This is a genomic window from Streptomyces ambofaciens ATCC 23877 (assembly GCF_001267885.1).
GTDB lineage: Bacteria > Actinomycetota > Actinomycetes > Streptomycetales > Streptomycetaceae > Streptomyces > Streptomyces ambofaciens.
This window is the reverse complement of the sequence record NZ_CP012382.1, coordinates 5,749,251-5,774,601: the sequence shown is the minus strand read 5'-3', so window position 1 is coordinate 5,774,601 and position 25,351 is coordinate 5,749,251. Positions and strand designations below refer to the sequence as shown.

Genomic DNA, 25,351 nt, shown 5'->3' with positions numbered 1-25,351 from the left:
GTCGCTAGTTCATGGGCGTACTCATCGCGTACTCATCGAGTGCTCATCGCAATCTCGACCTGCTTTCGACTCGCGAGGTACCAAGCCGCACGGGGTTTCGCGCGGCGTGTCTTCCTTACCACGTTGCCTACATGCTGCTTTCAGCAACTTTGTGCCTGCTCGACGTAGCGGCGCAACGCCTTTACGTCGAGCGGACCCGGGACGCGGAGCGCCCGCGGGAACGCCTTGCGGCGCACTGCCTGGTCGACACAGACCGGTGCGGGGTGCACATAAGCACCCCGGCCGGGCAGCGTACCGCGTGGATCAGGGGCACATTCACCCTCGACCACCACGGTGCGCAGCAGCACGCTCTTGACCGCTCGCTCCCGGCACCCCACGCAGGTGCGCTCAGGGCAGGCTCGGGTACGTGTCCGGCCAGACATCTTTAAGTCTACCTCCCCGGACCGACCTCACCCCTTCGGGGCAAGCATCGAACACATGCCGCACGCAAGACTGTCGTGATCTCGGCGCCGTGCGGCTTGGATCTATTCCCCGCGCTCGTCCTCCGAGCGGTCGGAGGGCTGCTCGGTGTCCGGCCGGATGTCGATCCGCCAGCCGGTCAGCCGGGCCGCGAGCCGGGCGTTCTGCCCTTCCTTGCCGATCGCCAGCGACAGCTGGTAGTCGGGCACGATCACGCGTGCGGAGCGGGCCGCCATGTCCACGACCTCCACCTTGGAGACGCGGGCCGGGGAGAGTGCGTTCGCCACCATCTCGGCCGGGTCGTCCGACCAGTCGACGATGTCGATCTTCTCGCCGTTCAGCTCGCCCATGACGTTGCGCACCCGGCCGCCCATGGGGCCGATGCAGGCGCCCTTGGCGTTCAGGCCCGAGCGGGTGGAGCGGACGGCGATCTTGGTGCGGTGGCCGGCCTCGCGGGCGATCGCGGAGATCTCGACGGACCCGTCGGCGATCTCCGGCACCTCCAGCGCGAACAGCTTCTTCACCAGGTTGGGGTGCGTGCGGGACAGCGTCACGGAGGGACCGCGCACGCCCTTGGCCACGCGGACGACGTACGACCGCAGCCGCATGCCGTGCGGGTAGGTCTCGCCCGGCACCTGCTCCTGCACCGGCAGGATGGCCTCCAGCTTGCCGATGTCGACGAGCACGTTCTTCGGGTCGCGGCCCTGCTGGACCACGCCCGTGACGATGTCGCCCTCGCGTCCGGCGTACTCACCGAGCGTCGCGTCGTCCTCGGCGTCGCGCAGCCGCTGCAGGATGACCTGCTTGGCGGTGGTGGCGGCGATGCGGCCGAAGTCGGACGGGGTGTCGTCGAACTCGCGGGCCGCCTGGCCCTCCTCGAGGTCGTCCGGGTCCTCCTTCGCCCACACGGTCACATGGCCGGTGTTCCGGTTGAGCTCCACGCGCGCGTGCCGGCGGCTTCCCTCGGTGCGGTGGTAGGCGATGAGGAGGGCCGACTCGATCGCCTCGACCAGCAGGTCGAAGGAGATCTCCTTCTCCCGGACCAAGCCCCGCAGGGCGCTCATGTCGATGTCCACGGCTACGCCTCCTCCTCTTCCGTCGTGTTCTCGTCGTTCTTCATGCTGTTCTTGCCACCGTCGTCCTTGCGGTTGAACTCGACCTGGACGCGGGCCTTGTCGATGTCGCCGAAGGCGAGTCTGCGGGTGGTGGCCTTGCGGCCCTTCACTCCGGGCACTTCGAGGTCGAGTCCCTCGTCGTCCACGCCGAGGATGCGGGCGACCAGCTCGCCGCCCTCCCGGAGCTGGAACCGCACGAGGCGGTCCACGGCGCGCACGTAGTGGCGGTGCTCGGTGAGGGAGCGCTCCGCGCCCGGGGTGCCGACCTCGAGGGTGTACTCCGCGTCGCCCATCGCGTCGGTCTCGTCGAGCTTCGCCGAGAGCGCGCGGCTCACATCGGCGATCCGGTCCAGGTCCGCTCCGGTGTCGGAGTCGACGACGACACGCAGCACACGCTTGCGGCCGACCGAGTCCACCGCGATCTCCTCGAGGTCCAGTCCCTGGGAGGCGACGAGCGGCTCGAGCAGCTCTCGCAGCCTGTCGCTCTGGGTGGTGCTCATCCGGGTGACTCCTCGGCCGCGTGTGCTGTTGTGGGACGGTGCGCGTGTCTGGTCAAAGGGTATCCGGTCCCGGGGGGTGTTGCCGTCCACCCCGGCCCGGCGGTGCCGATGAGTGGTGCCCGGCCGCGGCCCGGGTACCGTGATCACGGGCAGGCCGCACCGCTGGTCCCGGCCGCCGCCCGCTGTTCTTCCGCACCGCTCCACCCGGTCCTTCACCATCGCCTCACCCGCCGCTTTGCCGTCGCTTCCGTACGAGCCTGTCGAGGACGTCTGCCGTGTCGTTTTCCTCATCGCTGCGCCCGGCCCCGGGGCCGCGCCGAAGGAGTCTGCTCGCGTCGGCCACCGGCGCCGCCCTGCTCGTCGGCTGCACCGGCGGTTCGGGCTCCGGCGACACGGACGCCGACCCGTCGGCCGTCGAGCGGGCCCGCGCGCGGGCGGCCCGGGACAGCGAGGAACTGGCCGGTCGCTACGCGGCGGTGGCCGCCGCGCATCCGGGTCTTGCGGAGCGGTTGCGCCCGCTGCACGCGGAGGTCGTCCGGCACGCGGAGGCGTTCGGCGCCGTACGGGCCGCCTCGCCGGAGGCGTCGCCGTCGGTCTCCGCGCGGGCCGCCGGACCTCAGGACGGTTCCGGTCCCGTGCCGACGGCCGCGACGGACGCCCTGGCCCTGCTCGTCGCCGCCGAGCGGAAGCTGGCGGACCGGCGGGTCGAGACGCTGGTGGGGGTGCCGGGCGAGCTGGCGCGGTTGCTGGCGTCGGTGGCGGCGGCCGGCGCCGCGCACGTGTACCTGCTGACGGAGGGTGACGGGTGAGCGAGGCGCAGGACAAGGAGTTGGCCGCCCTGCAGGCGGCGCTGGCGGCGGAGCACGCCGCGGTGTACGGCTACGGGGTCGTCGGCGGGCGGGTCGGCCAGGGACGGCGCTCCGAGGCGCGGACGGCGTACGACGCGCACCGGGCGCGGCGGGACGCGCTGGCGCGCGAGGTCCGTGATCTCGGGGGCGAGCCGGTCGCCGCGGCGGCCGGGTACGCGCTGCCCTTCGCGGTGCCGGACTCGGCGACGGCGGTGCGGTTGGCGGCCGAGCTGGAGGACCGGGTGGCCGGGGTCTACTCCGATCTGGTGCGGGCCGCCGAGGGCGGCCGGCGGACGACCGCCGCGGGGGCGCTGCGGGAGGCGGCGGTCCGGGCGGTGCGCTGGCGGGGCGGGAGCGTAGCCTTCCCTGGGCTCGCGGAGCGGGCGGGCGGCCCGTCGGCGCCGGACACGGTGCCGGGCTCGCCCTCGGATCCGGCATCCGCCCCGCCCTCCGCTTCGGCGGCTCCGACCGCGTAACACGTACGGCTGTCCGTACGGGAAGGGAACGGCTCGCGCATGGCTTTCGAACCGCCGCGGCGTCTGGTCAAGGCGCTCGGCGAGACGGCACCGGACGGTGACGACTGGTTGGAGAGGCTGCCCGAAGCGGCCGAGCGGGCCGTGGCGCTGCGTGAGTTGGCCGTGGAGCGGGTGCAGGTGCCCGGGGGGCGCAGCAGCCTGGTGGTCCTGGTGCGGACGGCGGACGGGACGCCCGCGGTGCTGAAGCTGGCTCCGCGCCGGGCGCGTCCGGAGAGTGAACGGGCCGCGCTCGCCCACTGGGCCGGGACGGGTGCCGTGCAGCTGCTCGACGAGGACGCCACGGAGGGCGTACTGCTGCTGGAGCGGCTGCATCCGGACGTGTCGGTGCGGTCGCTTCCGGAGGCGAAGGCGTTGCTGGAGGCCGCGGGCACGCTGCGGCGGCTGTGGGTGGTGCCGCCCGTCGGTCATCCCTTCGAGACCGTGGCGGAGCGGACCGGGCGACAGGCCGACGCGATGCGGGCGGGCGCGGTGGCCGACCCCCAGGTGGCCCCGCTGGTCGACGCGGCGCTCGCGGCCCGCGGGGAACTGCTGGCCGCGCCGCCGGAACAGCGGTTGCTGCACGGCACGTTCCGGCAGAGCAAGGTGCTCGCCGGGGACCGGATGCCGTGGCTGGCCGTGGGCCCCGACCCGGTGGTGGGCGAGTGCGCCTTCGATCTCGCGCGGTTGGTGCGGGACCGGGTGGAGGACCTCATCGCCCAGCCGTCGGGCGCCTCGACCACCCGGCGCCGCGTGAAGCGGCTCGCGGAGTCGCTGGACGTCGACCAAGAGCGGCTGCGCGGCTGGACGCTGTTCCGCGCGGTCGAGTCGGGCGTGCGGGCGCGACGGGTGGGCCGGGAGAAGGACGCGGAACTGCTGCTGGAGTTCGCGGGCTGGCTGTAGGCCGCCGGGGAACACGCCGCGGACCGGACCCGGAACGCCGCGGACCGATCCCGGAACGCCGGGGAACACGCTGCGGGCCGGCCCCGGAACGCCGGGGCACGCGCCCCCGGAGCGGCCCCGGGGCGCCGGGCGGGTGACCGTCGCGGGCTGGACGCGGGGCTCCCGCCGTCCGGTCGCGGGCTGAATCCGGGGGTGCCCGCCGTCCGCCGGTCGCGGGTCGCCGTATGGACCGGCGCGGGGTGCCCGCCGCGGGCCGTCGTGCCGCCGACGCGAACCGGACGCGGGGTGACCGCCGCGCCGCCGTCGTTGGCCCGTCGTGCCGCAGATGCGGACCGGACGCGGGGGCCCGCCGGGGGCGCCGTCGTTGACCCGTCGTGCGGCCGTCGCGGACCGGACGCGGAGCTGGGCTTGCGTCCGTCGCGGACCGGACGCAAGACGTCCGCGGGTCGCGGGTCGCGGGTCGCCGTGCGGACCGGCGCGGGGTGCCCGCCACAGGCCGCCGTACCGCCGTCGTGGATCGGACGCGGGGTGTCCGCCGTGCCGCGTCGCAGGCCCCTCGTGCGGCCGACGTGGACCGGATGCGGGTGCCCGCCGTGGGCCGTCGTGCCGCCGTCGCGGGTCGGATGCGGGTGTCCGTCGTCGGCGGGGGGCATCGGGCGGTCGTGCGTCGCGTGCTTGCGGGGGTGGCCGCGCATGCCGCAGGGGGCGCCCGTGAGTGGGGGCGCCCCCTGCGGGGTGAGGTGTCAGGCCGTGAGGCGGGCGATCGCTTCCTCGACCGTCAGTTCCTCGCGCTCGCCGGTGCGGCGGTCCTTCAGCTCGACCACGCCCTCGGCGGACCGGCGGCCGGCGACCAGGATCTGCGGTACTCCGATGAGCTCGGCGTCCGTGAACTTGACGCCCGGGGAGACGCCCGCGCGCTCGTCCACCAGGACGCGGAGGCCGGCGGCGGCCAGCTTGTCGGAGACCTCCAGGGCGAGCTCGGTCTGCAGGGCCTTGCCGGCGGCGACGACGTGGACGTCGGCCGGGGCGACCTCCCTGGACCAGACGAGGCCCTTGTCGTCGGCGTGCTGCTCGGCGAGGGCGGCCACCGCGCGGGAGACGCCGATGCCGTAGGAGCCCATGGTGACGCGGGCCGGCTTGCCGTTCTGGCCGAGGACGTCGAGCTTGAGGGCGTCGGCGTACTTGCGGCCCAGCTGGAAGATGTGGCCGATCTCGATGGCGCGGTCCAGCGTGAGACCGGTGCCGCACTTGGGGCAGGGGTCGCCCTCGCGGACCACCACGACGTCCACGTACGCGTCGACCTCGAAGTCACGGCCCGCCACCACGTTCTTGGCGTGGGTGTGCTCCTTGTTGGCGCCCGTGATCCAGGCGGTGCCCGGCGCCACGCGCGGGTCGGCGATGTACTTCACCTTCTCGCCGAGGCCCTGCGGGCCGACGTAGCCACGCACCAGGTCGGGCCGGCCCACGAAGTCCTCGGCGGTGACCAGCTCGACGGCGGCCGGGGCGAAGTGCGCCTCGACCTTGTCCAGGTCGACCTCGCGGTCGCCGGGGACACCCACGGCGACGATCTCGCCGTCGACCTTGACGAGGAGGTTCTTGAGGGTGGCCGAGGCCGGGACGCCGAGCGAGGCGGCCAGGGTCTCGATGGTGGGGGTGTCGGGGGTGGGGATGTCCTCGGCGGCGGGCACGCCGGCCGCGTCGACCGGGGTGAGCGCGTAGGTGATCGCCTCGGTGTTGGCGGCGAAGTCGCAGTTCGGGCAGTCCGCGAAGGTGTCCTCGCCCGCCTCGGCCGGGGCGAGGAACTCCTCGGACTTGGAGCCGCCCATGGCGCCGGCGGTCGCCGCGCAGATGCGGTAGTCGAGGCCGAGGCGCTCGAAGATGCGCTGGTAGGCGGCGCGGTGCAGGGCGTAGGACTCGGCGAGGCCCTCGTCGGCGACGTCGAAGGAGTAGGAGTCCTTCATCAGGAACTCGCGGCCGCGCAGGATGCCGGCCCGGGGGCGGGCCTCGTCCCGGTACTTGTTCTGGATCTGGTAGAGGATGACCGGCAGGTCCTTGTAGGAGGACGCCTGGTCCTTCACCAGCAGGGTGAAGATCTCCTCGTGGGTGGGGCCGAGGAGGTAGTCGCCGCCCTTGCGGTCCTGGAGGCGGAACAGCTCGGGGCCGTACTCGTCCCAGCGGCCGGTGGCCTCGTACGGCTCGCGCGGCAGCAGGGCGGGGAGCTGCACCTCCTGGGCGCCGATGGCGTCCATCTCCTCGCGCACGATGCGCTCGATGTTGCCGAGGACCTTCTTGCCGAGCGGCAGCCAGCTCCACAGGCCGGCGGCGGTGCGGCGCACGTACCCGGCGCGGACCAGCAGCTTGTGGCTGAGGACCTCGGCGTCCGCCGGGTCGTCGCGCAGCGTCTTCGCCATCAACTTCGACATGCGCTGGACCGGTGCGTTGGCCATGGTTCTCGTGTCTCCTGCTGCGTAAGGATGGTGCTAGGAGGTTAGCCGGGCGGTCCATCCCCGCGGAAATCGGTTATCGGCGGGCGGACGGCCTGCGCAGCGGCAGTGGGGCGCCCATCACCGCGTACGGCTTGGGGGCGCTGGGGAAGAGGACCTGGCGGGCGAGGTCCTGGTAGCCGAGGGAGCGGTAGAGGCCACGGGCGGGGCTCTCGGTGTCGATCGCGGAGAGGATCGAACGGGGCTCGGCGGCGCCGTCGGTGATCGTGGTGATCAGGGCGCGGCCCGCGCCGCGGTGCTGGTGGGCCGGGTGGACGTGGAGTTCGGTGATGACGAAGGAGTCGTCGAGCCAGCCTGCGTTGCCCTCGGCGCGGAGGTAGGGCTCGACGACGGTGGACCACCACTGGGTGCGGTCGTTGGGCATGCCGTAGACGAAGCCGACGAGGTCGTCCCCGGCGGTGGCGCCGAGGGCTCTGGCACCCGGGTGGGTCATGTGGCGCAGGACGATCTGGCGGCGGACGGCCACCTCGTCGGGGCCGAGTCCGAACGCGGCGGCTTGGACCGCGAGGGCCTCGTCCACGTGCGCGGCGAGGTCCAAGGGGCCGATCACGAGCTCCATGGCGGGGAGCCTACCCGGGCGTTCCGCCGGATCACGCCCGGGTCGCGGGGCGTTCGCGGCGGTACCCGGGGAAGCGTCCGGGGCCGGTCACCACGAGCGTGCGGCGACGCGTGAGCCGGGTCGCGTGAGCCGCCTGCGCGGTGGTCCGCGCCGGACCCTCGGGGCGGCACGCCCGCGCCCGGCCGCCCAGGACGGCGACACGGGCGTCCGGCGACAGGACGGCACGCGGGCGCCGGATCGTCAGAAGAGCACGCTCATGAAGGCACCGACCTCTTGGAAGCCCACCCGCCGGTACGTGCGTCGGGCGGCGGTGTTGAAGTCGTTGACGTACAGGCTCGCCACCGGGGCGACGTCCGCCAGGGCGTAGCGCAGGACCGCCGCCATGCCCGGGGCGGCGAGGCCCTTGCCCCGGTACTCGGGGGCCACCCAGACGCCCTGGATCTGGCAGGCGCGGTCGGTGGCGGCACCGATCTCGGCCTTGAAGACGACCTTGCCGTCGGCGTCGAAGCGGGCGAAGGAGCGGCCGGAGCCGACGAGTTCGGCGACCCGGGCCTGGTAGAGCAGTCCGCCGTCGCCGGCCATCGGGGAGATGCCGACCTCCTCGGTGAACATCGCCACGCAGGCCGGCATGATCTGCTCCATCTCGTCCTTGCGGACGCGGCGGACGCGGGGGTCGGGCGCGATGTCGGCCGGCATGCGGTCGGTGACCATGAGGGGCTGCCGGGCGCGGACCTCGCGGGCCGGGCCCCAGCCGGGTTCGAGGAGTCGCCACAGGAGGGCCGTCGTGTCGGCGGGGCCGACGATCGAGGAGCAGCGCCGGCCGGCCCGCCGGGCGCGGTCGGCGAAGGCACGGACGGCACGCGGGGTGGCGCAGATGGGGACGAGGTTGGCTCCCGCGTAGCACAGGGACGTCAGCATGCCGTGCTCGTACCAGCCCCACATCTCGCCGCCGAGGCGCCACGGGTCGAGGCCGGCGACCTGCACCCGGGCGGTCACGAAGGCGTTCGTGACCGGCTCGCGGCCGAGGACGGCCAGCGCGGCGTCGAGGTCGCTCGGTTCGAGCACACGGGAGGTGGTCTGCGTCAACACGTGCGGGGGCCTCACCCTGAGATCTGCTGGTCCCCGCACTGTACCTGCCGCAAAAAGGCCGCGCCGCCCCCGAGGGCGACGCGGCAGGAGCGGGAGTTCAGCCCGCGATCGAGACCGAGGGCTCGCCGGAGGTCACGCCGTCGGCCTCCATCTGCTCGGCGATCTTCATGGCCTCCTCGATGAGGGTCTCCACGATCTTGGACTCGGGGACGGTCTTGATGACCTCGCCCTTGACGAAGATCTGTCCCTTGCCGTTGCCCGAGGCGACACCGAGGTCGGCCTCGCGGGCCTCACCGGGACCGTTGACCACGCAGCCCATCACGGCGACGCGCAGCGGCACCTCCATGCCCTCCAGGCCGGCGGTGACCTCCTCGGCCAGCTTGTAGACGTCCACCTGGGCACGGCCGCACGACGGACAGGAGACGATCTCCAGACCCCGCTGCCGCAGGTTCAGCGACTCCAGGATCTGGATGCCCACCTTGATCTCCTCCACCGGCGGCGCCGACAGCGAGACGCGGATGGTGTCACCGATGCCCCGGGAGAGCAGCGCGCCGAAGGCGACGGCCGACTTGATCGTGCCCTGGAAGGCCGGGCCCGCCTCGGTGACGCCCAGGTGCAGCGGGTAGTCGCACTGCGCGGCGAGCTGCCGGTAGGCCTCGACCATCACGACCGGGTCGTTGTGCTTCACCGAGATCTTGATGTCCCGGAAGTCGTGCTCCTCGAAGAGCGAGGCCTCCCACAGCGCGGACTCCGCCAGCGCCTCCGGCGTCGCCTTCCCGTACTTCTGCAGCAGCCGCCGGTCCAGCGAACCCGCGTTCACCCCGATCCGGATCGGCGTGCCGTGGTCCTTCGCCGCCTTCGCGATCTCCTTGACCTTGTCGTCGAACTGCTTGATGTTGCCCGGGTTCACCCGCACCGCCGCGCAGCCCGCCTCGATCGCGGCGAAGACGTACTTGGGCTGGAAGTGGATGTCCGCGATCACCGGGATCTGCGACTTCTTCGCGATCACCGGCAACGCGTCCGCGTCGTCCTGGGTGGGACAGGCCACCCGCACGATCTGACAGCCCGACGCGGTCAGCTCCGCGATCTGCTGGAGCGTCGCACCGATGTCCGACGTACGGGTCGTGGTCATGGACTGGACCGACACGGGGGCATCGCCGCCCACCGCCACGGTCCCGACCTGGATCTGCCGGCTCTTGCGGCGCTCCGCGAGCCTGGTCGGAACGTCCGGCATGCCGAGAGAAATCGCAGTCATCTGCTGTGCAACCCCAAGTCGTGGATCAAGGTCCGGCCCCGTTCAGCGGCGGGCTCCGGCCTTCGAGATTACGGCACCGACGTGAACGCCGGGCACACGGCGTACGGGAGATACACCCGTTGGCGCCCATCTGCCGGGCGGCCGGCGTGAAGCCCGGCCCGGAAGGACATGCTCCCGGGTCGGGCTTCTCGTCGAACCGTTGAATACGTCCGGATCACCCGGACCGCCCGGAACATTCGCGTATCAGCTGATACGCACCGGATTGACGACGTCCGCCACCAGCACCAGCAGGGTGAAGCAGACGAAGATGCCCGCCACCACGTAGGCCACCGGCATCAGCTTCGCCACGTCGAACGGGCCCGGGTCCGGGCGGCGCAGCACCTTGGCCGTGTTCCGGCGCAGCGACTCCCACAGCGCGCCCGCGATGTGACCGCCGTCGAGCGGCAGCAGCGGGAGCATGTTGAACAGGAACAGGGAGAGGTTGAAGCCGGCCACCAGCATCACGAACATGGCCAGCTGCTGGGTGGGCGGGATGTCGAGGGTGGCGATCTCGCCGCCGACGCGGGCGGCGCCGACCACGCCCATCGGGGAGTCGGCCTCGCGGGGCCCGTCGCCGAAGGCCGCGTCCCACAGGGCGGGGATCTTGGCGGGCAGGGCGGCGAGGGAGTCGACGGCGTCGCCGATCCGGTCGCCCATCCAGGTCACGGACTGGCCGAAGTCCTGTTTCACCACGCCGGTGGCGGCGCTGAATCCGAGGAAGCCGGCGGTGACGTACTCGCCCTCGACGATCTGCCCGTTCGCGTCCTTCTTGGCGACCTGGTTGATGGCGATGGTCGCCTGGAGGGTGATCTCCTGGCCCCCGCGCTCGACGACGACCGGCACCTTGTCGCCGGGATTGGCGCGGATCAGATTGGACAGCTCGTCCCAGTCATCGGTCCGCACGCCGTCGAAGGAGACGATCTTGTCGCCCGCCTTGAGGCCGGCCGCGGCGGCCGGGGAGGCCGGGTCGGACCTGGTGCAGTCGTCGCGGTTCTCGGTCTGTGAGATGACGCACTGGGAGACAGAGCTGACGGTGGTGGTCTGCTGCGAGATGCCGAAGCCCATCAGGACGATGAGGAACAGCACCACCGCGAGGACGAGGTTCATGAACGGGCCCGCGAACATCACGATGACCCGTTTCCAGGGCTTGCGCGTGTAGAACATGCGCTTCTCGTCACCCGGCTGCAGTTCCTCGTAGGCGGCCGAGCGGGCGTCCTCGATCATGCCGCGCCAGGGCGAGGTGGAGCGGGCCTCCATCCGGCCGTCGGCACCGGGCGGGAACATGCCGATCATGCGGATGTAGCCGCCGAACGGGATGGCCTTGACGCCGTACTCGGTCTCGCCCCTCTTGCGCGAGAAGAGCGTCGGCCCGAAGCCGACCATGTACTGGGGCACGCGGATGCCGAAGAGCTTGGCCGTGGACAGGTGCCCCAGCTCGTGCCAGGCGATGGAGAACAGCAGGCCGACCGCGAAGAGGACTATGCCGAGGATGAACATCAGGGTCGTCATGCACGGGCCTCCGCCGTCTGTGCCGCCAGTTCCCGGGCCCGGGTCCGCGCCCAGGTCTCCGCTTCGAGGACGTCCGCGACGGTGAGCGAGGTTCCCGTACGGGGCGTGCCGTGCTCCTCGACCACCCGCGTGACGGTCTCCATGATCCCGAGATACGGCAGCGCGCCGGAGCGGAACGCCTCGACGCACTCCTCGTTGGCGGCATTGAACACCGCCGGGGCCGTGCCCGCGAGCTCTCCGACGTGCCGGGCCAGGTTCACCGAGGGGAAGGCCTCGTCGTCGAGCGGGAAGAACTCCCACGTCGAGGCCTTGCTCCAGTCGAAGGCGGGGGCGGCGTCGGGGACGCGTTCGGGCCAGCCGAGGCCGATGGCGATGGGCCCTCCCATGTCGGGGGGCGTCGCCTGGGCCAGGGTCGATCCGTCCGTGAACTCAACCATCGAGTGGACATACGACTGCGGGTGCACGACCACCTCAATGCGGTCGAAGGGAATGTCGTAGAGGAGGTGGGCCTCGATCACCTCCAGGCCCTTGTTGACGAGGGTGGCGGAGTTGATCGTGATCACCGGGCCCATCGCCCAGGTGGGGTGGGCGAGGGCGTCCTCGACGGTGACGCCGGCCAGCTGCTCCCTCGTGCGCCCCCGGAACGGGCCGCCGGAGGCGGTGACGACCAGTTTGCGCACGTCGGCGCGGGTGCCGGCGGCCAGCGCCTGGAACAGGGCGGCGTGCTCGGAGTCGACCGGGATGATCTGCCCCGGCTTGGCGAGGGCCTTGACCAGCGGGCCGCCGACGATGAGCGACTCCTTGTTGGCGAGCGCGAGGGTGCGGCCCGCCTCCAGCGCGGCCAGGGTCGGGGCGAGCCCGATGGAGCCGGTGATGCCGTTGAGGACGGTGTGGCAGTCGGAGGCGGCGACCTGGGTGGCCGCCTCCGGTCCGGCGAGGATCTCGGGGAGCGGCTCACCGCTGCTGTACTGGGCCCGCAGGGCTTCCCGCAGCGCCGGCACGACGTCCTCGCGGGCGACGGCGACGGTCCGTGCCCTCAGCCGGTACGCCTGCTCGGCGAGGAGGGCGACCCGGCCGCCGTTGGCGGACAGGGCGGTGACCCGGAAGCGGTCCGGGTTGCGCAGCACGAGGTCGATGGCCTGGGTCCCGATCGACCCGGTGGACCCGAGGATCACCACGTCCTTCGGGCCGTCGCCCGCCACCGGGTCGTACACGAGGTGGGGGTCGGCGAGTGGGGCTGGACTGTCGCTCATCCCCCCATTGTTGCCGCAACCGTCCTCCGGGAGGACAGCGCGTCCCTCGCACGGGTGTCACGGATGCCCGGCGGGCGGGCCGCGGAGACGTCACCCGCCCGGGCGCACCGACGCGCCCACCGGGGCGCACCGGTACTCCCGTCGGCTCGCACCCGGCTGTGCACCGGCGCGCCCATCGGCTCACGCCCGCACCCCCATCCGGTCGGGGTCGTGCTCCCGCCCGGCTGGGGTCGTGCCCCCACCCGGTCGGGGGAGCCCCCGGCCGGGGGCTCCCCCGGGCGGGAGCCCTCGGCCGCGGGAGGGCTCCCCGGCCGCCGTGCCGTCGTCCGCCCGGGGTGCGCGCGGACGGGGACGGGCGGTGTCGTACGCCCGGACCGGCGGTTGTCGTACGCCCGCGGGTCCGGGTGGGTCCGCGCCGTCGGCGGACGTCACCTGACGGGGCGGTGCACGTTCGCCCGCTGTGACGCGCCCGGTGACGCGTCGGCGATCCACGGGCCGTCGCCGGACGGGTCGACGATCCCCTGCTCCAGCCACTCGTAGGTGCCGCCCAGCACACCCTTGACGACCTTGCGGTCGAGGTCGTCGGTGTTGGTCCACAGGCGGCCGAAGAGTTCCTCGACGCGGATGCGGGCCTGGCGGCAGAAGGCGTCGGCGAGCTGGTAGGACTCGCGGCCGTGCTCGCCCCGGGTGCGCAGGTGCTCGGCGCGGACGCAGGCGGCGCTCATCGCGAACAGCTCCGCGCCGATGTCGACGATCCGGCCGAGGAAGCCCTGCTTGGTCTCCATCCGGCCCTGCCAGCGGGACATGGCGTAGAAGGTGGAGCGGGCGAGCTTGCGGGCGGTGCGTTCGACGTAGCGCAGGTGCCCGGACAGGTCGGGATGGCCGGACGGATGGAAGTCGGCGTACGCGCGCGGGAGTTGGCCGGGTCCGGCGACGAGCTTCGGCAGCCACTTGGCGTAGAAGACGCCCGCCTGCGCACCCGCCCTGGCCTTGTCCGAGAGGGTCTTCTCGGGGTCGATCAGGTCGCCCGCGACCGAGAGGTGGGCGTCGACGGCCTCGCGCGCGATCAGCAGGTGCATGATCTCGGTGGAGCCCTCGAAGATCCGGTTGATGCGCAGGTCGCGCAGGATCTGCTCGGCCGGCACCGCGCGCTCGCCGCGGGCTTCGAGGGAGGCGGCCGTCTCGAAACCGCGGCCCCCGCGGATCTGGACCAGGTGGTCGGCCATCAGGCAGGCCATCTCGGAGCCGTAGAGCTTGGCGAGGGCGGCCTCGATGCGGATGTCGTTGCGGTCCTCGTCGGCCATCTGGGAGGAAAGGTCCAGCACCGCCTCCAGGGCGAAGGTCGTCGCCGCGATGAAGGCGATCTTCGAGCCGACCGCCTCGTGCAGCGCGACGGGCTTGCCCCACTGCTCGCGCACCGCCGACCACTCGCGGGCGATCTTCAGGCACCACTTGCCGGCGCCCACGCACATGGCGGGCAGCGAGAGGCGACCGGTGTTGAGGGTGGTCAGGGCGATCTTCAGCCCGGCGCCCTCGGGACCGATGCGGTGCGCGGCCGGGACACGCACCCGGTGGAAGCGGGTGACGCCGTTCTCCAGTCCGCGCAGGCCCATGAACGCGTTGCGGTTCTCGACCGTGACGCCCTCGGACGCGGCCTCCACGACGAAGGCGGTGATGCCGCCCTTGTGGCCCTCGGACTTCGGGACGCGGGCCATGACGACGAGCAGGTCGGCGACGACGCCGTTGGTCGTCCACAGCTTCACCCCGTCGAGGACGTAGTCGTCCCCGTCGGGCACGGCGGTGGTCGCCAGACGGGCCGGGTCCGAGCCGACGTCCGGCTCGGTCAGCAGGAACGCCGAGATGTCGGTGCGTGCGCAGCGCGGCAGGAACGCGTCCTTCTGCTCCTGGGTGCCGAACATCTTCAGCGGCTGCGGCACGCCGATCGACTGGTGGGCGGAGAGCAGCGCGCCGATCGCCGGATTCGCGGATCCGACCAGGGCGAGGGCCTTGTTGTAGTAGACCTGGGTGAGGCCGAGGCCGCCGTACTTGGTGTCGATCTTCATGCCGAGGGCGCCGAGCTCCTTGAGCCCGGTGATCACCTCGTCCGGGATGCGCGCGTCGCGCTCGATCACGGACCCGTCGATCTTCGTCTCGCAGAAGTCGCGCAGTTTGGCGAGGAACTCCTCGCCGCGCTGGACGTCCTCGTCGGCGGGGAGGGGGTGGGGGTGGAGCAGGTCGAGGCGGAAGCGGCCGAGGAACAGCTCCTTGGCGAAGCTGGGCTTGCGCCAGTCCTGTTCCCGGGCCGCCTCGGCGACCTGTCGGGCCTCACGTTCGGTGACGGTGGGTCGGGAGGAGGGGGTGGTGGGGGCGGACATGAGGCTCACCTCGCCGCGAATCGGCATCAGGGGGAGGCACGCCCACGAAGATCGCCGGATTCGTGCCGCGCGAACGTGTGGACGTACGTTACTAAGTCGGTGCTACCCGATCGTATTTACCCGATAGCGGACGGTCCCACCACCCTTCGTGCGGCCGTTCGGCCGATGCCCCGCGGCGAGAGCCAAGGAGGAGAGAGCTGTCGAAGCGCTTCGACACTTCTCTGGACACCGACCCTCACCTAGGGCTACTGTCTGACCACCCTCACTCGCCCCTGCACCTCTCGCGCGCTGTCGAAGCGCTTCACATAGCTTGGAGAGCTGGATGGTCACCCTCGCCGAGGTCGCCCAGCACGCCGGAGTCTCCGCGAGCACGGTGAGCTATGTCCTCAGCGGCAAGCGGTCCATCTCCACCACCACCCGGCAGCGGGTCGAGGAGAGCATCCGCAAGCTCGGCTACCACCCGAACGCCGGCGCCCGCGCCCTGGCCAGCAGCAGGTCGAACATCATCGCGTTGATGATCCCCCTGCGCACGGACATGTACGTGCCCGTGATGATGGAGATCGCCATCGCGGTCGCCACCAGCGCGCGCACCCACGGGTACGACATCCTGCTGCTCACCGGCGAGGAGGGCCCCGACGCGGTGCGTCGTGTCACCGGCAGCGGACTCGCCGACGCGATGATCCTGATGGACGTCGAACTCGACGACGAGCGACTCCCCCTGCTGCGCGGCACCGACCAGCCGTCCGTCCTGATAGGGCTGCCCGCCGACACCAAGGGGCTCACCTGCGTCGACTTGGACTTCCGGGCGACCGGCGCGCTCTGCGTGGAGCACCTGGCGAAGCTGGGGCACCACGACATCGCCGTCATCGGCGAGGCTCCCGCGGTCTACGAACGGCACACCGGCTTCGCCGAGCGCACCCTCGACGGGCTGCGCACGCGCGCCCGGGAGCTGGGGCTGCGGCTGCTGCACCGCCCGTGCGAGGGCGGGTACGACGCGATGGCCGCCACCCTCGCCCGGATCTTCGACGAGCGTCCCGGCACCACGGGGTTCGTCGTCCAGAACGAGGCGGCGGTCGAGCCGCTGCTCGCCCTGCTGCGCCAGCAGGGCCGTGCGGTGCCCGAGGACGTGTCGGTGGTGGCGGTCTGCCCGGAGCAGGTCGCCACCCAGGCCTCGGTGCGGCTCACGTCGGTCGCCGTACCCGCGCAGGACATGGGCCGGCATGCGGTGGAGCAGCTGGTGGCCAAACTCGGCGGGCGCGGGAGCGACGAGGTCGTGCTGCTCGCGCCGGAGCTGACCGTCCGGGCCAGCTCCGGCCCGGCGCCCGTGCGGCCGTAGGCCCTGTTTCCCCTGTCACCGGTCCTCGCGGGCACGGGCCGGGACAGGCACCGGGACGCTCGTCGGCACGAGGGGCCGGCCCCCGGCGGGACCGGCCCCTCGCCGCGCGCGTGGGTCAGCCGCCGCTGACCGTCAGGTGGTTGGTGCGGAAGTCCAGGCCACCGGGGGACGAGGTGATCTCGTAGCCGAACTGCACGTCACCGATGGTCTCGTTGCCCATCCAGCCCTTGGTGTCCTTGATCCACTTCAGGACGGGGAGGATGTTCACCGTGCCGGAGTTCGAGTCCGAGGTGCGCAGGAACGAGAAGACCTCGTTGGCTCCGTTGTTCCCCTTGTAGACGTTCCAGGTGTGGCCGCCGAGGGTGGCCGTCCCCTGCGGGGTGCCGAGCGGGCCCACGGCGCCGTTGTGGTTGACCCAGAGCATGATCTCGTAGTCGTAGTCCGTGTCCCAGATGTCGTAGGACGTGTTGTAGGCGCCGGACGAGGGAACCGTGACGTCGTAGCTGCTGCTGAGCGAGCCGATGGAGGTGATCGGCTTGTTGATCACCTTCTTGGAGTTCGGGTAGGACTTGATGCCGCCGGTGCCGGGGTGGTCGGCCCAGACGCCCCAGTTGGTGCCGGAGTTGGCCCAGACGCACTGGCTGCCGGCGCCGGAGCCCCAGATGTTGTTGTAGAGGGTGTAGCCGTTCAGGTTCGTGTTGCCCCACTGGTCGCAGGAGTTCCAGACCGCGGCCTGGGCGGGGGCCGCGGCGAGGCCGACGGTGGCGCCGAGCGCGAGGGCGGGGGCGAGCAGAGCGGCCAGGGCGCGCGGGGTGCGGGTGCGTGGTGTCATGGGGTTCCTTCCAAGGGTGGGGGGAGGTGCGGGGGTCACCGCGCCGCGGCACTCGTGCTCGTGACGCTGACGGCGCGGTCCTCTCCGGCGACCAGGTCGAGCGGTTCGGCGCCGGAGGAGGTCCGGAGTTCGACGCGGACGGTGCGGCCGGGGCGCAGGAGGGCTCTCGCCGTCCCGTCGGGCGTCCAGGTGAGGTCCAGTTCCGCCCCGAAGCGGGTGCGCACGCCCCGCAGTTCACCGCGCGGACAGGACGCGGGGAGGGCGGGCAGCAGGACCAGCCGGCCCGGCGTGGACTGCACGAGCATCTCGATGAGCACGGCCGGGAGCGTGTGCGCGGCGTCCGCGTTGTAGACGTCGCGGTGGGGGTAGTGCGCGCTCATCAGGGACGGGTGGAAGTAGTCGCCGTCGAGCACGCGGCCGAGGGCGTGGGCGACCCGTCCGGCGTCCCGGAGGCGGGCCGCGACCAGGGCGTGGTGGAGGTGTCCGTGGGCGGAGTCGTTCTCGGTGCCGCGCAGTTCGAGGGCCCGGCGGGCGGCCTCGGCGAGGCGGGGGGTGTCGTACGGGTTGATCTCGTCGAGCGGCCAGACGCCGTAGAGGTGGCTCAGGTGGCGGTGGTCGTAGGAGTCCTCCAGGCCGGGCCGTGCCCATTCGGCGAGGGCGCCGTCGGAGTTGATCCGGTGGGGTGGGAGGCGGTCGGCCAGGGCCCGCCAGCGATCGGCGTGCTCGGGGTGGTGGTCGGCGGCGGTCAGCAGGGCGTGCCGGGCGGCGGAGAGGTCCATCGCCGCGTCGACGCTGCCCCACGAGGCGTTGGCGGGGCGGTTCTCGGGCGAGTAGGAGGGGACGACCACCACCTGTCCGTCTCCGTCGGTCCGGGTGAGGAAGTCCTCGTAGAAGAGGGCGGCCTCGGCCAGGGCGGCGGCGGTGCGGGGGTCGCGGGCGCCGCGGGTCTCGTCGTGGTCGACGAGGGGCTTGAGCAGCCAGTCGGCGCCCGCCGTCCACAGGTGGAGCGGGTACTCGCGGCTGAAGTGGTACGTGTGCCCGGACTCGCCGTCGGTGTGCGAGGGCGCCACGACGCCCCGGGTGCCGAAGATCGCGCGGGCGTTGTCGCGCCAGTCCGGGAGCTGGTGGTGGACCAGGGCCGCGTGGGCCTCGGTGACCTCGGGCAGGGCGGCGGCCGCCGCGGAGGCGGTCTGGAGGTTCAGGTTGGCGTTGGTGGTGAACGCCCCGGACCAGGCGGTGTTCCAGTCGCCGGTCCACAGGCCGGTCAGCCGGGGCGGGAACAGGCCGCTGGCGGAGAGCAGGTGGTAGCGGCCGGCGGCGAAGAGGCGTTCCAGGAGGGCCGCGCCGCCGGGGCGCTCCAGGAGGGCCGAGCCCGGCAGGGCACGTTCGGCGGGGTCGGCGCCGAGGTCGAGGGTGACGCGGTCGTAGGCGGTGCGGTGCAGGGCGAGGTGGCGGCCGAGGAGCCCGTCGTAGGACGCCGCGTCCGGCAGGTCGCGCAGGGCGCGGCCCTCGGCGACCACGTCCAGCTCGCCGGTGTGGCGGCGCACCCGGGTGAGGAGCAGGACCTCCGTGGCGTCCTCGACGAGGACGCCCGGCGGGACCAGTCTCGTGGCGCCGCCGGTGACGGCGACCAGGGTGACGCCGGTGTAGGCCAGGTCGCTGCCGGGGTAGCGGACACGCAGGCTGAGCAGGGCGCCCTCGGGGGTGAGGACGGCGCCCTGGCCGACGGCGAGCCCGGCGGGGGCTCCGGGGAGGCGGGGGTCGAGGGAGAGGTCGAGGGTGAGGTGCGGGGCGGTGACGCGCTGGACGATCACGTCGTCGGCGCGGGAGACGAAGACGCGGCTGGTCCAGGTGGAGTGGGTGGCCGTGGTCTCGCCGGTGGTGAAGTCGACACAGCGGCGGTAGGCGGCGCGGGCGTCGCCGGGCGGCCTGTTCAGGCGCAGCCGGAAGGCGGGATGGAAGGGGCGCACCCATCGCAGGGGGCGGCCGTCGGTGAAGTCCTCGGCGGCGGCGGTCTCCCCGGCCAGCAGGCGGTCCTGGAGGGCGGGCAGTGCGGCGGCGAGCAGGGGCGGGCGGCGGTACTCGTCGTCGCCGTCCGGGCGGACGAGGGTGTGGTGGGTGACGACGACCCGGTCGGCGTTCGGATCGCCGTACACGAGGGCGCCGTGATGGCCGTTGCCGCTGAGGAAGGCGTCCTCCCACCGGGAGGCGGGCTCCGGCTCCCAGGTGCCGTGCACGGGCCCGTCGGCCGGGCGGGTGCCGGTCATGAGACGGGCTCCGTGAGGACCGCGACGCCGTACCGGCCGAGGGTGAGGCGGTCGGTGACGGTCGTGTCGGTCAGCAGGTCGCGGTGGGTGCCCGGGACGTCCACGGTGACCGGCTCGCGGCCGTGGTGGAGGAGGAAGAGCAGGTCACCGCGGCGTACGGCCTCCACCGCCGCGGGGAGTCCGTCGAGCACGGGGTGGACGCCGGCCTCGGCGGCGGCACGGGTGAGCAGGTCGCGCAGCGCCCGCGGCTCCGGGATCGTCGACAGGTACCAGGCCCTGCCCTTGCGCAGGACGGCCGGCAGTCCGTCCAGTTCGCCGCCCTTGTAGGGGACGGTCTCCGCGGCGGTGCCGTCGGGTTCGATCTCCTCGGACCACAGGGTGCCGCGGAAGCCGTCGCAGGACGCCGTCTCGTCCGTCTCCAGGGGCCACCACTCGTGCAGGGTGCGGATGCCGAAGAGGGCGCGCAGCCGGGCGTCCATGCCGCCGGGTCTGATCCGGTCGTCCTCGTCGGCGACGCCGGTCAGGAAGCCGCAGACCAGGGTGCCGCCGCCGCGGACGTAGCCGAGGAGGTTGTCGACCGCCGCGTCGGTGAGGGCGTACAGCTGGGGCACGACGACCACTGCGTACGGGGTCAGGTCGTGCTCCGGGTGGGCGAAGTCGGTGGTGAGGTGGGCCTCCCACAGGGCCCGGTGCCACGCGTGGAGGACATCGGGGTAGTCGAAGCGGGTGGAGGGCCGGGCGTCCTGGGCGCCGGCCCACCAGGCGTGCCAGTCGTGCAGGACGGCGATGCCGGCGGTGACGCGGGTGTCCGCGGTGTGCGGGCCGAGCCGGGCGAGGTCGGCGCCGAGCTGCCTGACCTCCTGGTACGTGCGTCCCTGCGGGCCCGCGTGGCCGAGCATCCCGGAGTGGAACTTCTCCGCGCCCTGCCGGGACTGGCGCCACTGGAAGTAGCAGACGGCGTCGGCGCCGCGGGCCACGGCCTGAAGGGACCACAGGCGGTTGAGGCCGCGCGGCTTGGGGTGGTTCACGCCGCGCCAGTTGACGGGGCCGGCGGCCTGCTCCATGAGCATCCAGGGGCCCCGCGCCTGGGAGCGGGTCATGTCCTGGACGAGGGCGCCGTGCTGCGCGCCGAGCGGGTCACGCGGGTCGGGGTAGAGGTCGACGGAGACCACGTCCTCCTCCCGGGCCCAGCGCCAGGCGTCCTGGCCGAACCACAGCGGCATGAAGTTGGTGGTCACCGGCAGGTGCGGGGTGTGGCGGCGGACGATGTCGCGTTCGGCGACGTAGCACTCCAGGAGCATGTCCGAGGTGAAGCGCCGGAAGTCGAGAACCTGGGTGGGGTTCTTCAGGTAGTGGGCGCGGCGGGGCGGGGCGATCTCCTCCCAGTCGCCGTAGCCCTGGCTCCAGAAGGCGGTGCCCCAGGCGGAGTTGAGGGCGTCGAGGGTGCCGTACCGGTCCCGCAGCCAGCGGCGGAAGCGGGCGGCGGCCTCGTCCCCCTGGTCGTAGGTGCAGTACTCGTTGTTGATGTGCCACATGGTGAGCGCGGGGTGGCCGGCGTAGCGGGCGGCGAGGGCCTCGGTGATGGCCGCCGCGTGGCGACGGTAGGTGGTGCTGGAGTGGGAGAAGTGCTGTCGGCCGCCCCACCACTCCGTGCGGCCCTCCTCGTCGCGGGGCAGGGTGTCCGGGTGGAGGTGGCCCAGCCAGGGCGGGGGCGAGGAGGTGGGGGTGGCGAGGACGACCCCGACGCCGTGGGCGTGCAGCAGGTCCATCAGGCGGTCCAGCCAGCCGAAGTCGTGGACGCCGGGGCGCGGTTCGAGCTTCGACCAGGAGAAGACGCCGAGGGTGACGGAGTTGACGCCGGCGTCCTTCATCAGGCGGACGTCCTCGTGCCAGGTCTCCTCGGGCCACTGCTCGGGGTTGTAGTCGCCGCCGTAGAGGATGCGGTGGCGGGTGGTGTCCGACAGGTTCGGCATCGGCTGGGCTCTCTGCTTGCGGGGGAGGGTGGTCGGGAGGTGTCAGCCCTTGACGGCCCCCGTGAGCATCCCCTTCTTGAAGTGGCGCTGGACGAAGGGCGACAGCACGGCCACCGGCAGCAGCGCCATGACCATCACGGCCATCTGCACGGCGAGGCCCGACAGTTCCCCGGTCTTGATCGCCTGGCCGAGGCCGACCGGCGCCTCCTGCTTCTGCACGAGCTGGATCATGACGTTCTGCAGCGGCATCATGTCCTGGTCGTTCAGGTACAGGGAGGCGTTGAACCAGGCGCTCCAGTAGCCGACGGCGTAGAACAGCGTGATCACGGCGAGGACGGCGCGGGACAGCGGCATGACGATCTGCCGGAGGATGCGGAAGTCCCCGGCGCCGTCGATGCGGGCGCTGTCGATCAGCTCCTGGGAGATGCCCATGAAGAAGCCGCGCAGGACCAGGATGTTGAAGACGCTGATCGCGCTCGGCAGGATCAGCGCGAGATAGCTGTCCGTCAGCCCCAGCGACTGCACCAGCAGGTAGGTGGGGATGAGGCCGGCGCTGAAGAACATGGTGGCCAGCAGGAGCATCAGGATCCAGCGGTGGCCCAGTGAGCCGGTGCGGGACAGGCCGTAGGCGCACAGCACGGACACCGTCATCGAGAAGAGGGTGCCGACGAGGGTGATGCCGACGCTGACGAGCGCGGCGCGGGTGACCTGGCCGCCGCTGAGCAGTTCCTGGTAGGCGACGAAGGTGATGTCCTTGGGGATCATCACCAGGCCGCCGGCCTCGTCGATGGTCCTGCGCGAGGACAGGCTGGTGACGATGACGATCCACAGCGGGAAGACGATGGCCAGACAGGCCAGGCCCAGCACCAGACCCTTGCCGGCGACGCCGGCCGTGCTGGGCTTCTCCTCCCACACCGGCCGGGGCGGGGCCGCCCAGCGGCTCGGCTTCCGCGAAGGCTGCCGGACGTCCTTGTCGATGACGGTGGTCACTTCTTGTACACCCCCTGCTCGCCCATCAGATGGGCCACCTTGTTCGCGGCGAGGACCAGTCCCAGGCTGATGACGCCCTTGACGAGGCCGGCGGCGGCCGCGTAGCCGAAGTCCTGGTTGCGCACGCCGTTCCACCACACGAAGGTGTCGAGGACCTCGGCCGCGCCGGGTCCGACGTAGTCCCGTTGCAGCAGGATCTGTTCGAAGCCGACGGTGAGGGCGTCACCGACGCGCAGCACCAGCAGCAGGGCTATCACCGGGCGCAGCGCGGGCAGGGTGACGTGCCACATGCGGCGCCAGCGGCCCGCGCCGTCCATCGCGGCGGCCTCGTACAGGTCGGGGTTGACCGAGGCGAGCGCGGCGAGGAAGACGATGATCCCCCAGCCGGCGTCCTTCCACACGCTCTGCGCGGTGATCAGGAAGGCGAAGGTGTCCGGGTTGGTCATGATGTTCAGACCGTCGTACCCGTTCTCCCGCAGCAGCTGGGAGAGGATGCCGGCGCCGCCGAAGAGCTGCTGGAAGACGGCGACGACCAGCACCCAGGAGAAGAAGTGCGGCAGGTACAGGATCGCCTGCGACACGGCCCGCACCCGGGGCCTGACGACGCTGTTGATGAGCAGCGCGAGCAGGATCGGGACCGGGAAGTAGAGGACGAGCTGGAGGACGAAGAGGACCAGTGTGTTCTGGACCGCGTTCCAGAAGGCCGAGTCCTCGAAGATCCGCTGGAAGTTCTCCAGGCCGACCCAGGGGCTGTTCAGGATGGAGACGATCCCGTTGTCGCTGAGGTAGGGGTCGTACTCCTGGAAGGCGACCACATTGCCCAGGATCGGCAGGTAGTTGAAGAGCAGGACCAGCAGCACGGCGGGCAGCGTCATCAGCAGCAGCACGCGGTCGCGTCTGAGTCTGAGCCCGAGCTTCAGCTTCCCGGACGGCGGTCCCTTCCTCCGGGGGCCGGTGGCGCCGTCGGACGCCACCGGGGTCTTCTCCGTCGTATCGGCCTCGGCCCTGCTCCGAGGCACCGTGCTGTGCGACACGGCCGTTCTCCTCGCCTCGTCCGCGCCGGTCAGCTCGCCGCCGAGCCGTTCTCGTCGAGCAGCTTCTGGTACCAGTCGCGGAGCTTGTCGCCGCCCTTGCTGCGCCACTCGGAGACGGCCTGCTGGACGTCGCTCATCTTCTTGCGGCCGCGGACGAAGTCGTCCTCGAGCTGCTCGAAGTCGTTGGAGAGGTTGGTGTAGCGGGCGGGCTCGGTGATCTGCATGCCGTAGAACGCGGACTTCCTGGTGAAGGCGCCCATCCGCTGCTGCCACTCGACCTGGCCCTTGCCGACCTCGGGGTAGTCGGGGTGGGCCATGGTCGCGGCGGGGCTCGCGATCATCACGTAGGCGTTCATCACGTCGATGTTGCCCTGGTCGGTCTTGGTGGGGACGCCGTCCTTGACCGTGTAGTGGGTGCCCTCCACGCCGTAGTTGGTCGCCATGTACTCCTTGGTGCCGTACGGCGCCGCGGTGACGTTGGCGACGGCCAGCACGTCACGGATCACCGACTCCGACGCCTTCTTGTTGACGAAGGCGAAGATGCTCGCCGGGTTCTTGGCCCACAGCGTCGGAGCGCCGCCGTCGTGGCCGAAGATGTCCATGCCCCAGATCTTGAACTCGGGGTTCTGCGCGGCCTGTTCGGCGGTACGGCTCCACCACTGCGAGATGTCCTGGTTGTAGACGAGGAACTCGCCGGCGGCGAACTTGGGCCCGGGGTCCTGGGCGCTGCTCTTGCCCAGTTCGGCGTCCGGGTGGACGACGCCGGCGGCGAACAGCTTGCGGGTCCACTCCAGCGCCTCGAGGTACTCGTCGGTCTCGATGCGGTAGACCAGCTTGCCGTCGACCTCGTTCCAGCCGAGCGACTTCTCCTCTCCGGAGAGCACACCGAAGGAGTAGAAGGCGGTCCACTTCATGTCCAGGCAGGCCCAGCGCCTGGCCCTGGCGTTGGTGGCCTCCTTGGCCAGCGCCAGGAACTCGTCGGCGGAGGTGGGGACTTCGTACCCCTCCTTCTCGAAGATGTCCTGGCGGTAGAGGGGCACGTTGTTGGGCACGTACGAGGATGGCATCGGCAGGCCGCGCAGCTTGCCGCCGAAGATGCACCGCTGCCAGGCGTCGGTGGGGATCGCCGCGAGGTTGGGGAAGTCCTTGACCGCGTCACCGGAGAGGTACGGGCCGAGGTCGGCGAACTTGCCGATGATGGCGCTGGGTATCTTGCCGGTCATGTTCCAGCCGGGCACGACCACCACGTCGGGCACCTCGCTGGAGGCGAGCACCGCGCCGAGTTTCTGGTCGTAGGTGTTGCCGTCCTGGTTCTGCCAGGTCACGTCGACGCCGATGAGGTCGTTCATCGCCTTGTAGTAGGCGTTGCCGTCCTTCGGCGGGGACCCCCAGAACGGCGACATGACGGTGACCCGGCCGCCCTTGCCGAGCTTCTCGGGCACCGAGGTCTTCAGGTCCGCGAGGTCCAGCTTGCTGGTGAAACCGACCGCGGAACCGTTCTTGCTCGGGATGTCGGGAGCGACCACGTTGCTGGCCACGTACGCCGGCAGCAGCTTCTTCGCGTCCTTGGCGGACGTGGTGCCGTCGCGCGAGCCGCCGTCGGACCCGCCGCAGGCGGAGAGCAGCGGCATGCCTCCGGCCACCGCTGCGGTGGCGACCGCCGTGGAGGCGAGGAACTTTCTCCGGCTGGGGCCGGAGGCGGCGTTCGGCGTCATTGCGTCAACCCTTCGTGGCGCACCAGGACACCCGGCGGTGGCCGTCGGCTGCGGTGTCTCGAGTGGAACTGGCTGAGCTGAAGCGGTCGTCGGAGGTGTGCCCGGTCTCCGTCGCACCTCACGGCACGTGCGGGAATGCGAGCCCCGGCGTCGAAGCGCTTCGATGTTGCAGCGAGGTTAAGTGAACGCCTGAGGGTGCACAAGAGTCGATGCCGGAATTCCTCGGAGGTGCGTGCGGGACGAGACCGGCCGAACCGCCTCATGTGTCACCCAGGTTGCGGCGA

20 protein-coding genes are annotated in these 25,351 nt (G+C 71.9%); 4 read left to right on the top strand and 16 right to left on the bottom strand.

The window, feature by feature from the left end:
• Positions 1-140 precede the first annotated feature (140 nt).
• From SAM23877_RS37845 to rimP, 3 genes are all read right to left on the bottom strand, one after another.
• The gene (locus SAM23877_RS37845; RefSeq protein ID WP_079030428.1) at positions 141-422 is read right to left on the bottom strand and encodes a YlxR family protein; all 282 of its coding nucleotides are present in this window, start codon (positions 420-422) and stop codon (positions 141-143) included.
• Between the two features lie 102 nt (positions 423-524).
• Positions 525-1,535, bottom strand: a complete 1,011-nt coding sequence (gene nusA / locus SAM23877_RS25785; RefSeq protein ID WP_053137916.1) for a transcription termination factor NusA — start codon at positions 1,533-1,535, stop codon at positions 525-527.
• A 2-nt stretch (positions 1,536-1,537) separates the two neighbouring features.
• On the bottom strand, positions 1,538-2,074 hold the full coding sequence (rimP, locus tag SAM23877_RS25780) for a ribosome maturation factor RimP (protein ID WP_053137913.1): 537 nt from the start codon (positions 2,072-2,074) through the stop codon (positions 1,538-1,540).
• Between the two features lie 275 nt (positions 2,075-2,349).
• Here rimP and SAM23877_RS25775 point away from each other — a divergent pair, with 275 nt between their 5' ends.
• The 3 genes from SAM23877_RS25775 to SAM23877_RS25765 are packed head-to-tail and all read left to right on the top strand — an operon-like array spanning position 2,350 to position 4,337.
• Positions 2,350-2,883, top strand: coding sequence for a hypothetical protein (locus SAM23877_RS25775; protein ID WP_053137910.1), 534 nt, complete (start codon positions 2,350-2,352; stop codon positions 2,881-2,883).
• Complete coding sequence (locus SAM23877_RS25770; protein ID WP_053137907.1) at positions 2,880-3,398, top strand: ferritin-like domain-containing protein; 519 nt, start codon at positions 2,880-2,882, stop codon at positions 3,396-3,398. Before SAM23877_RS25775 ends, SAM23877_RS25770 begins: the two co-directional genes overlap by 4 nt.
• Before the next feature lie 39 nt (positions 3,399-3,437).
• Entirely contained in the window at positions 3,438-4,337 is a 900-nt protein-coding gene (locus SAM23877_RS25765) for an aminoglycoside phosphotransferase family protein (protein WP_053137904.1), read from the top strand.
• 743 nt (positions 4,338-5,080) lie between these two features.
• Here SAM23877_RS25765 and SAM23877_RS25760 read toward each other — a convergent pair.
• The 7 genes from SAM23877_RS25760 to SAM23877_RS25730 form a co-directional block, all read right to left on the bottom strand.
• Positions 5,081-6,784: a proline--tRNA ligase gene (locus tag SAM23877_RS25760; protein ID WP_053137901.1), complete on the bottom strand. Its 1,704-nt coding sequence runs from the start codon at positions 6,782-6,784 to the stop codon at positions 5,081-5,083.
• Between the two features lie 73 nt (positions 6,785-6,857).
• Positions 6,858-7,400, bottom strand: a complete 543-nt coding sequence (locus SAM23877_RS25755; protein ID WP_053137898.1) for a GNAT family N-acetyltransferase — start codon at positions 7,398-7,400, stop codon at positions 6,858-6,860.
• 240 nt (positions 7,401-7,640) lie between these two features.
• A complete protein-coding gene (locus SAM23877_RS25750) occupies positions 7,641-8,489 on the bottom strand; it encodes a GNAT family N-acetyltransferase (protein ID WP_053137895.1) in 849 nt (282 codons plus the stop codon).
• A gap of 97 nt (positions 8,490-8,586) precedes the next feature.
• Positions 8,587-9,744: a flavodoxin-dependent (E)-4-hydroxy-3-methylbut-2-enyl-diphosphate synthase gene (gene ispG / locus SAM23877_RS25745; protein ID WP_053137892.1), complete on the bottom strand. Its 1,158-nt coding sequence runs from the start codon at positions 9,742-9,744 to the stop codon at positions 8,587-8,589.
• 243 nt (positions 9,745-9,987) lie between these two features.
• Positions 9,988-11,280, bottom strand: a complete 1,293-nt coding sequence (locus SAM23877_RS25740) for a M50 family metallopeptidase (protein WP_079030795.1) — start codon at positions 11,278-11,280, stop codon at positions 9,988-9,990.
• An 8-nt stretch (positions 11,281-11,288) separates the two neighbouring features.
• On the bottom strand, positions 11,289-12,545 hold the full coding sequence (gene dxr / locus SAM23877_RS25735) for a 1-deoxy-D-xylulose-5-phosphate reductoisomerase (RefSeq protein ID WP_053137885.1): 1,257 nt from the start codon (positions 12,543-12,545) through the stop codon (positions 11,289-11,291).
• 428 nt (positions 12,546-12,973) lie between these two features.
• Positions 12,974-14,920 carry an acyl-CoA dehydrogenase family protein gene (locus SAM23877_RS25730; RefSeq protein WP_053137881.1) on the bottom strand — a complete coding sequence of 649 codons (1,947 nt, stop codon included), beginning with the start codon at positions 14,918-14,920 and terminating at the stop codon, positions 12,974-12,976.
• A gap of 322 nt (positions 14,921-15,242) precedes the next feature.
• On the opposite strand from SAM23877_RS25730, the gene SAM23877_RS25725 reads away from it, so the two are divergent.
• Positions 15,243-16,256 carry a LacI family DNA-binding transcriptional regulator gene (locus SAM23877_RS25725; RefSeq protein WP_053137878.1) on the top strand — a complete coding sequence of 338 codons (1,014 nt, stop codon included), beginning with the start codon at positions 15,243-15,245 and terminating at the stop codon, positions 16,254-16,256.
• Positions 16,257-16,371: 115 nt separating this feature from the next.
• Here the strand turns inward: SAM23877_RS25725 and SAM23877_RS25720 are convergent, their stop codons facing one another.
• Genes SAM23877_RS25720 through SAM23877_RS25695 form a run of 6 tightly spaced genes read right to left on the bottom strand, consistent with a single transcriptional unit; the run spans position 16,372 to position 25,067 of the window.
• Complete coding sequence (locus tag SAM23877_RS25720; protein WP_053137876.1) at positions 16,372-17,088, bottom strand: glycoside hydrolase family 12 protein; 717 nt, start codon at positions 17,086-17,088, stop codon at positions 16,372-16,374.
• A 35-nt stretch (positions 17,089-17,123) separates the two neighbouring features.
• Entirely contained in the window at positions 17,124-19,355 is a 2,232-nt protein-coding gene (locus SAM23877_RS25715) for a glycosyl hydrolase family 95 catalytic domain-containing protein (RefSeq protein WP_053137873.1), read from the bottom strand.
• Complete coding sequence (locus SAM23877_RS25710) at positions 19,352-21,328, bottom strand: beta-galactosidase (protein ID WP_053137870.1); 1,977 nt, start codon at positions 21,326-21,328, stop codon at positions 19,352-19,354. Before SAM23877_RS25710 ends, SAM23877_RS25715 begins: the two co-directional genes overlap by 4 nt.
• A gap of 42 nt (positions 21,329-21,370) precedes the next feature.
• Entirely contained in the window at positions 21,371-22,318 is a 948-nt protein-coding gene (locus tag SAM23877_RS25705; protein ID WP_053137868.1) for a carbohydrate ABC transporter permease, read from the bottom strand.
• Positions 22,315-23,352 (bottom strand): ABC transporter permease, encoded by a 1,038-nt coding sequence (locus SAM23877_RS25700; RefSeq protein WP_053137865.1) that lies wholly within the window; start codon positions 23,350-23,352, stop codon positions 22,315-22,317. The genes SAM23877_RS25705 and SAM23877_RS25700 overlap by 4 nt, the downstream gene beginning before the upstream one ends.
• 29 nt (positions 23,353-23,381) lie before the next feature.
• On the bottom strand, positions 23,382-25,067 hold the full coding sequence (locus tag SAM23877_RS25695; RefSeq protein WP_053137862.1) for an extracellular solute-binding protein: 1,686 nt from the start codon (positions 25,065-25,067) through the stop codon (positions 23,382-23,384).
• Positions 25,068-25,351: the final 284 nt, after the last annotated feature.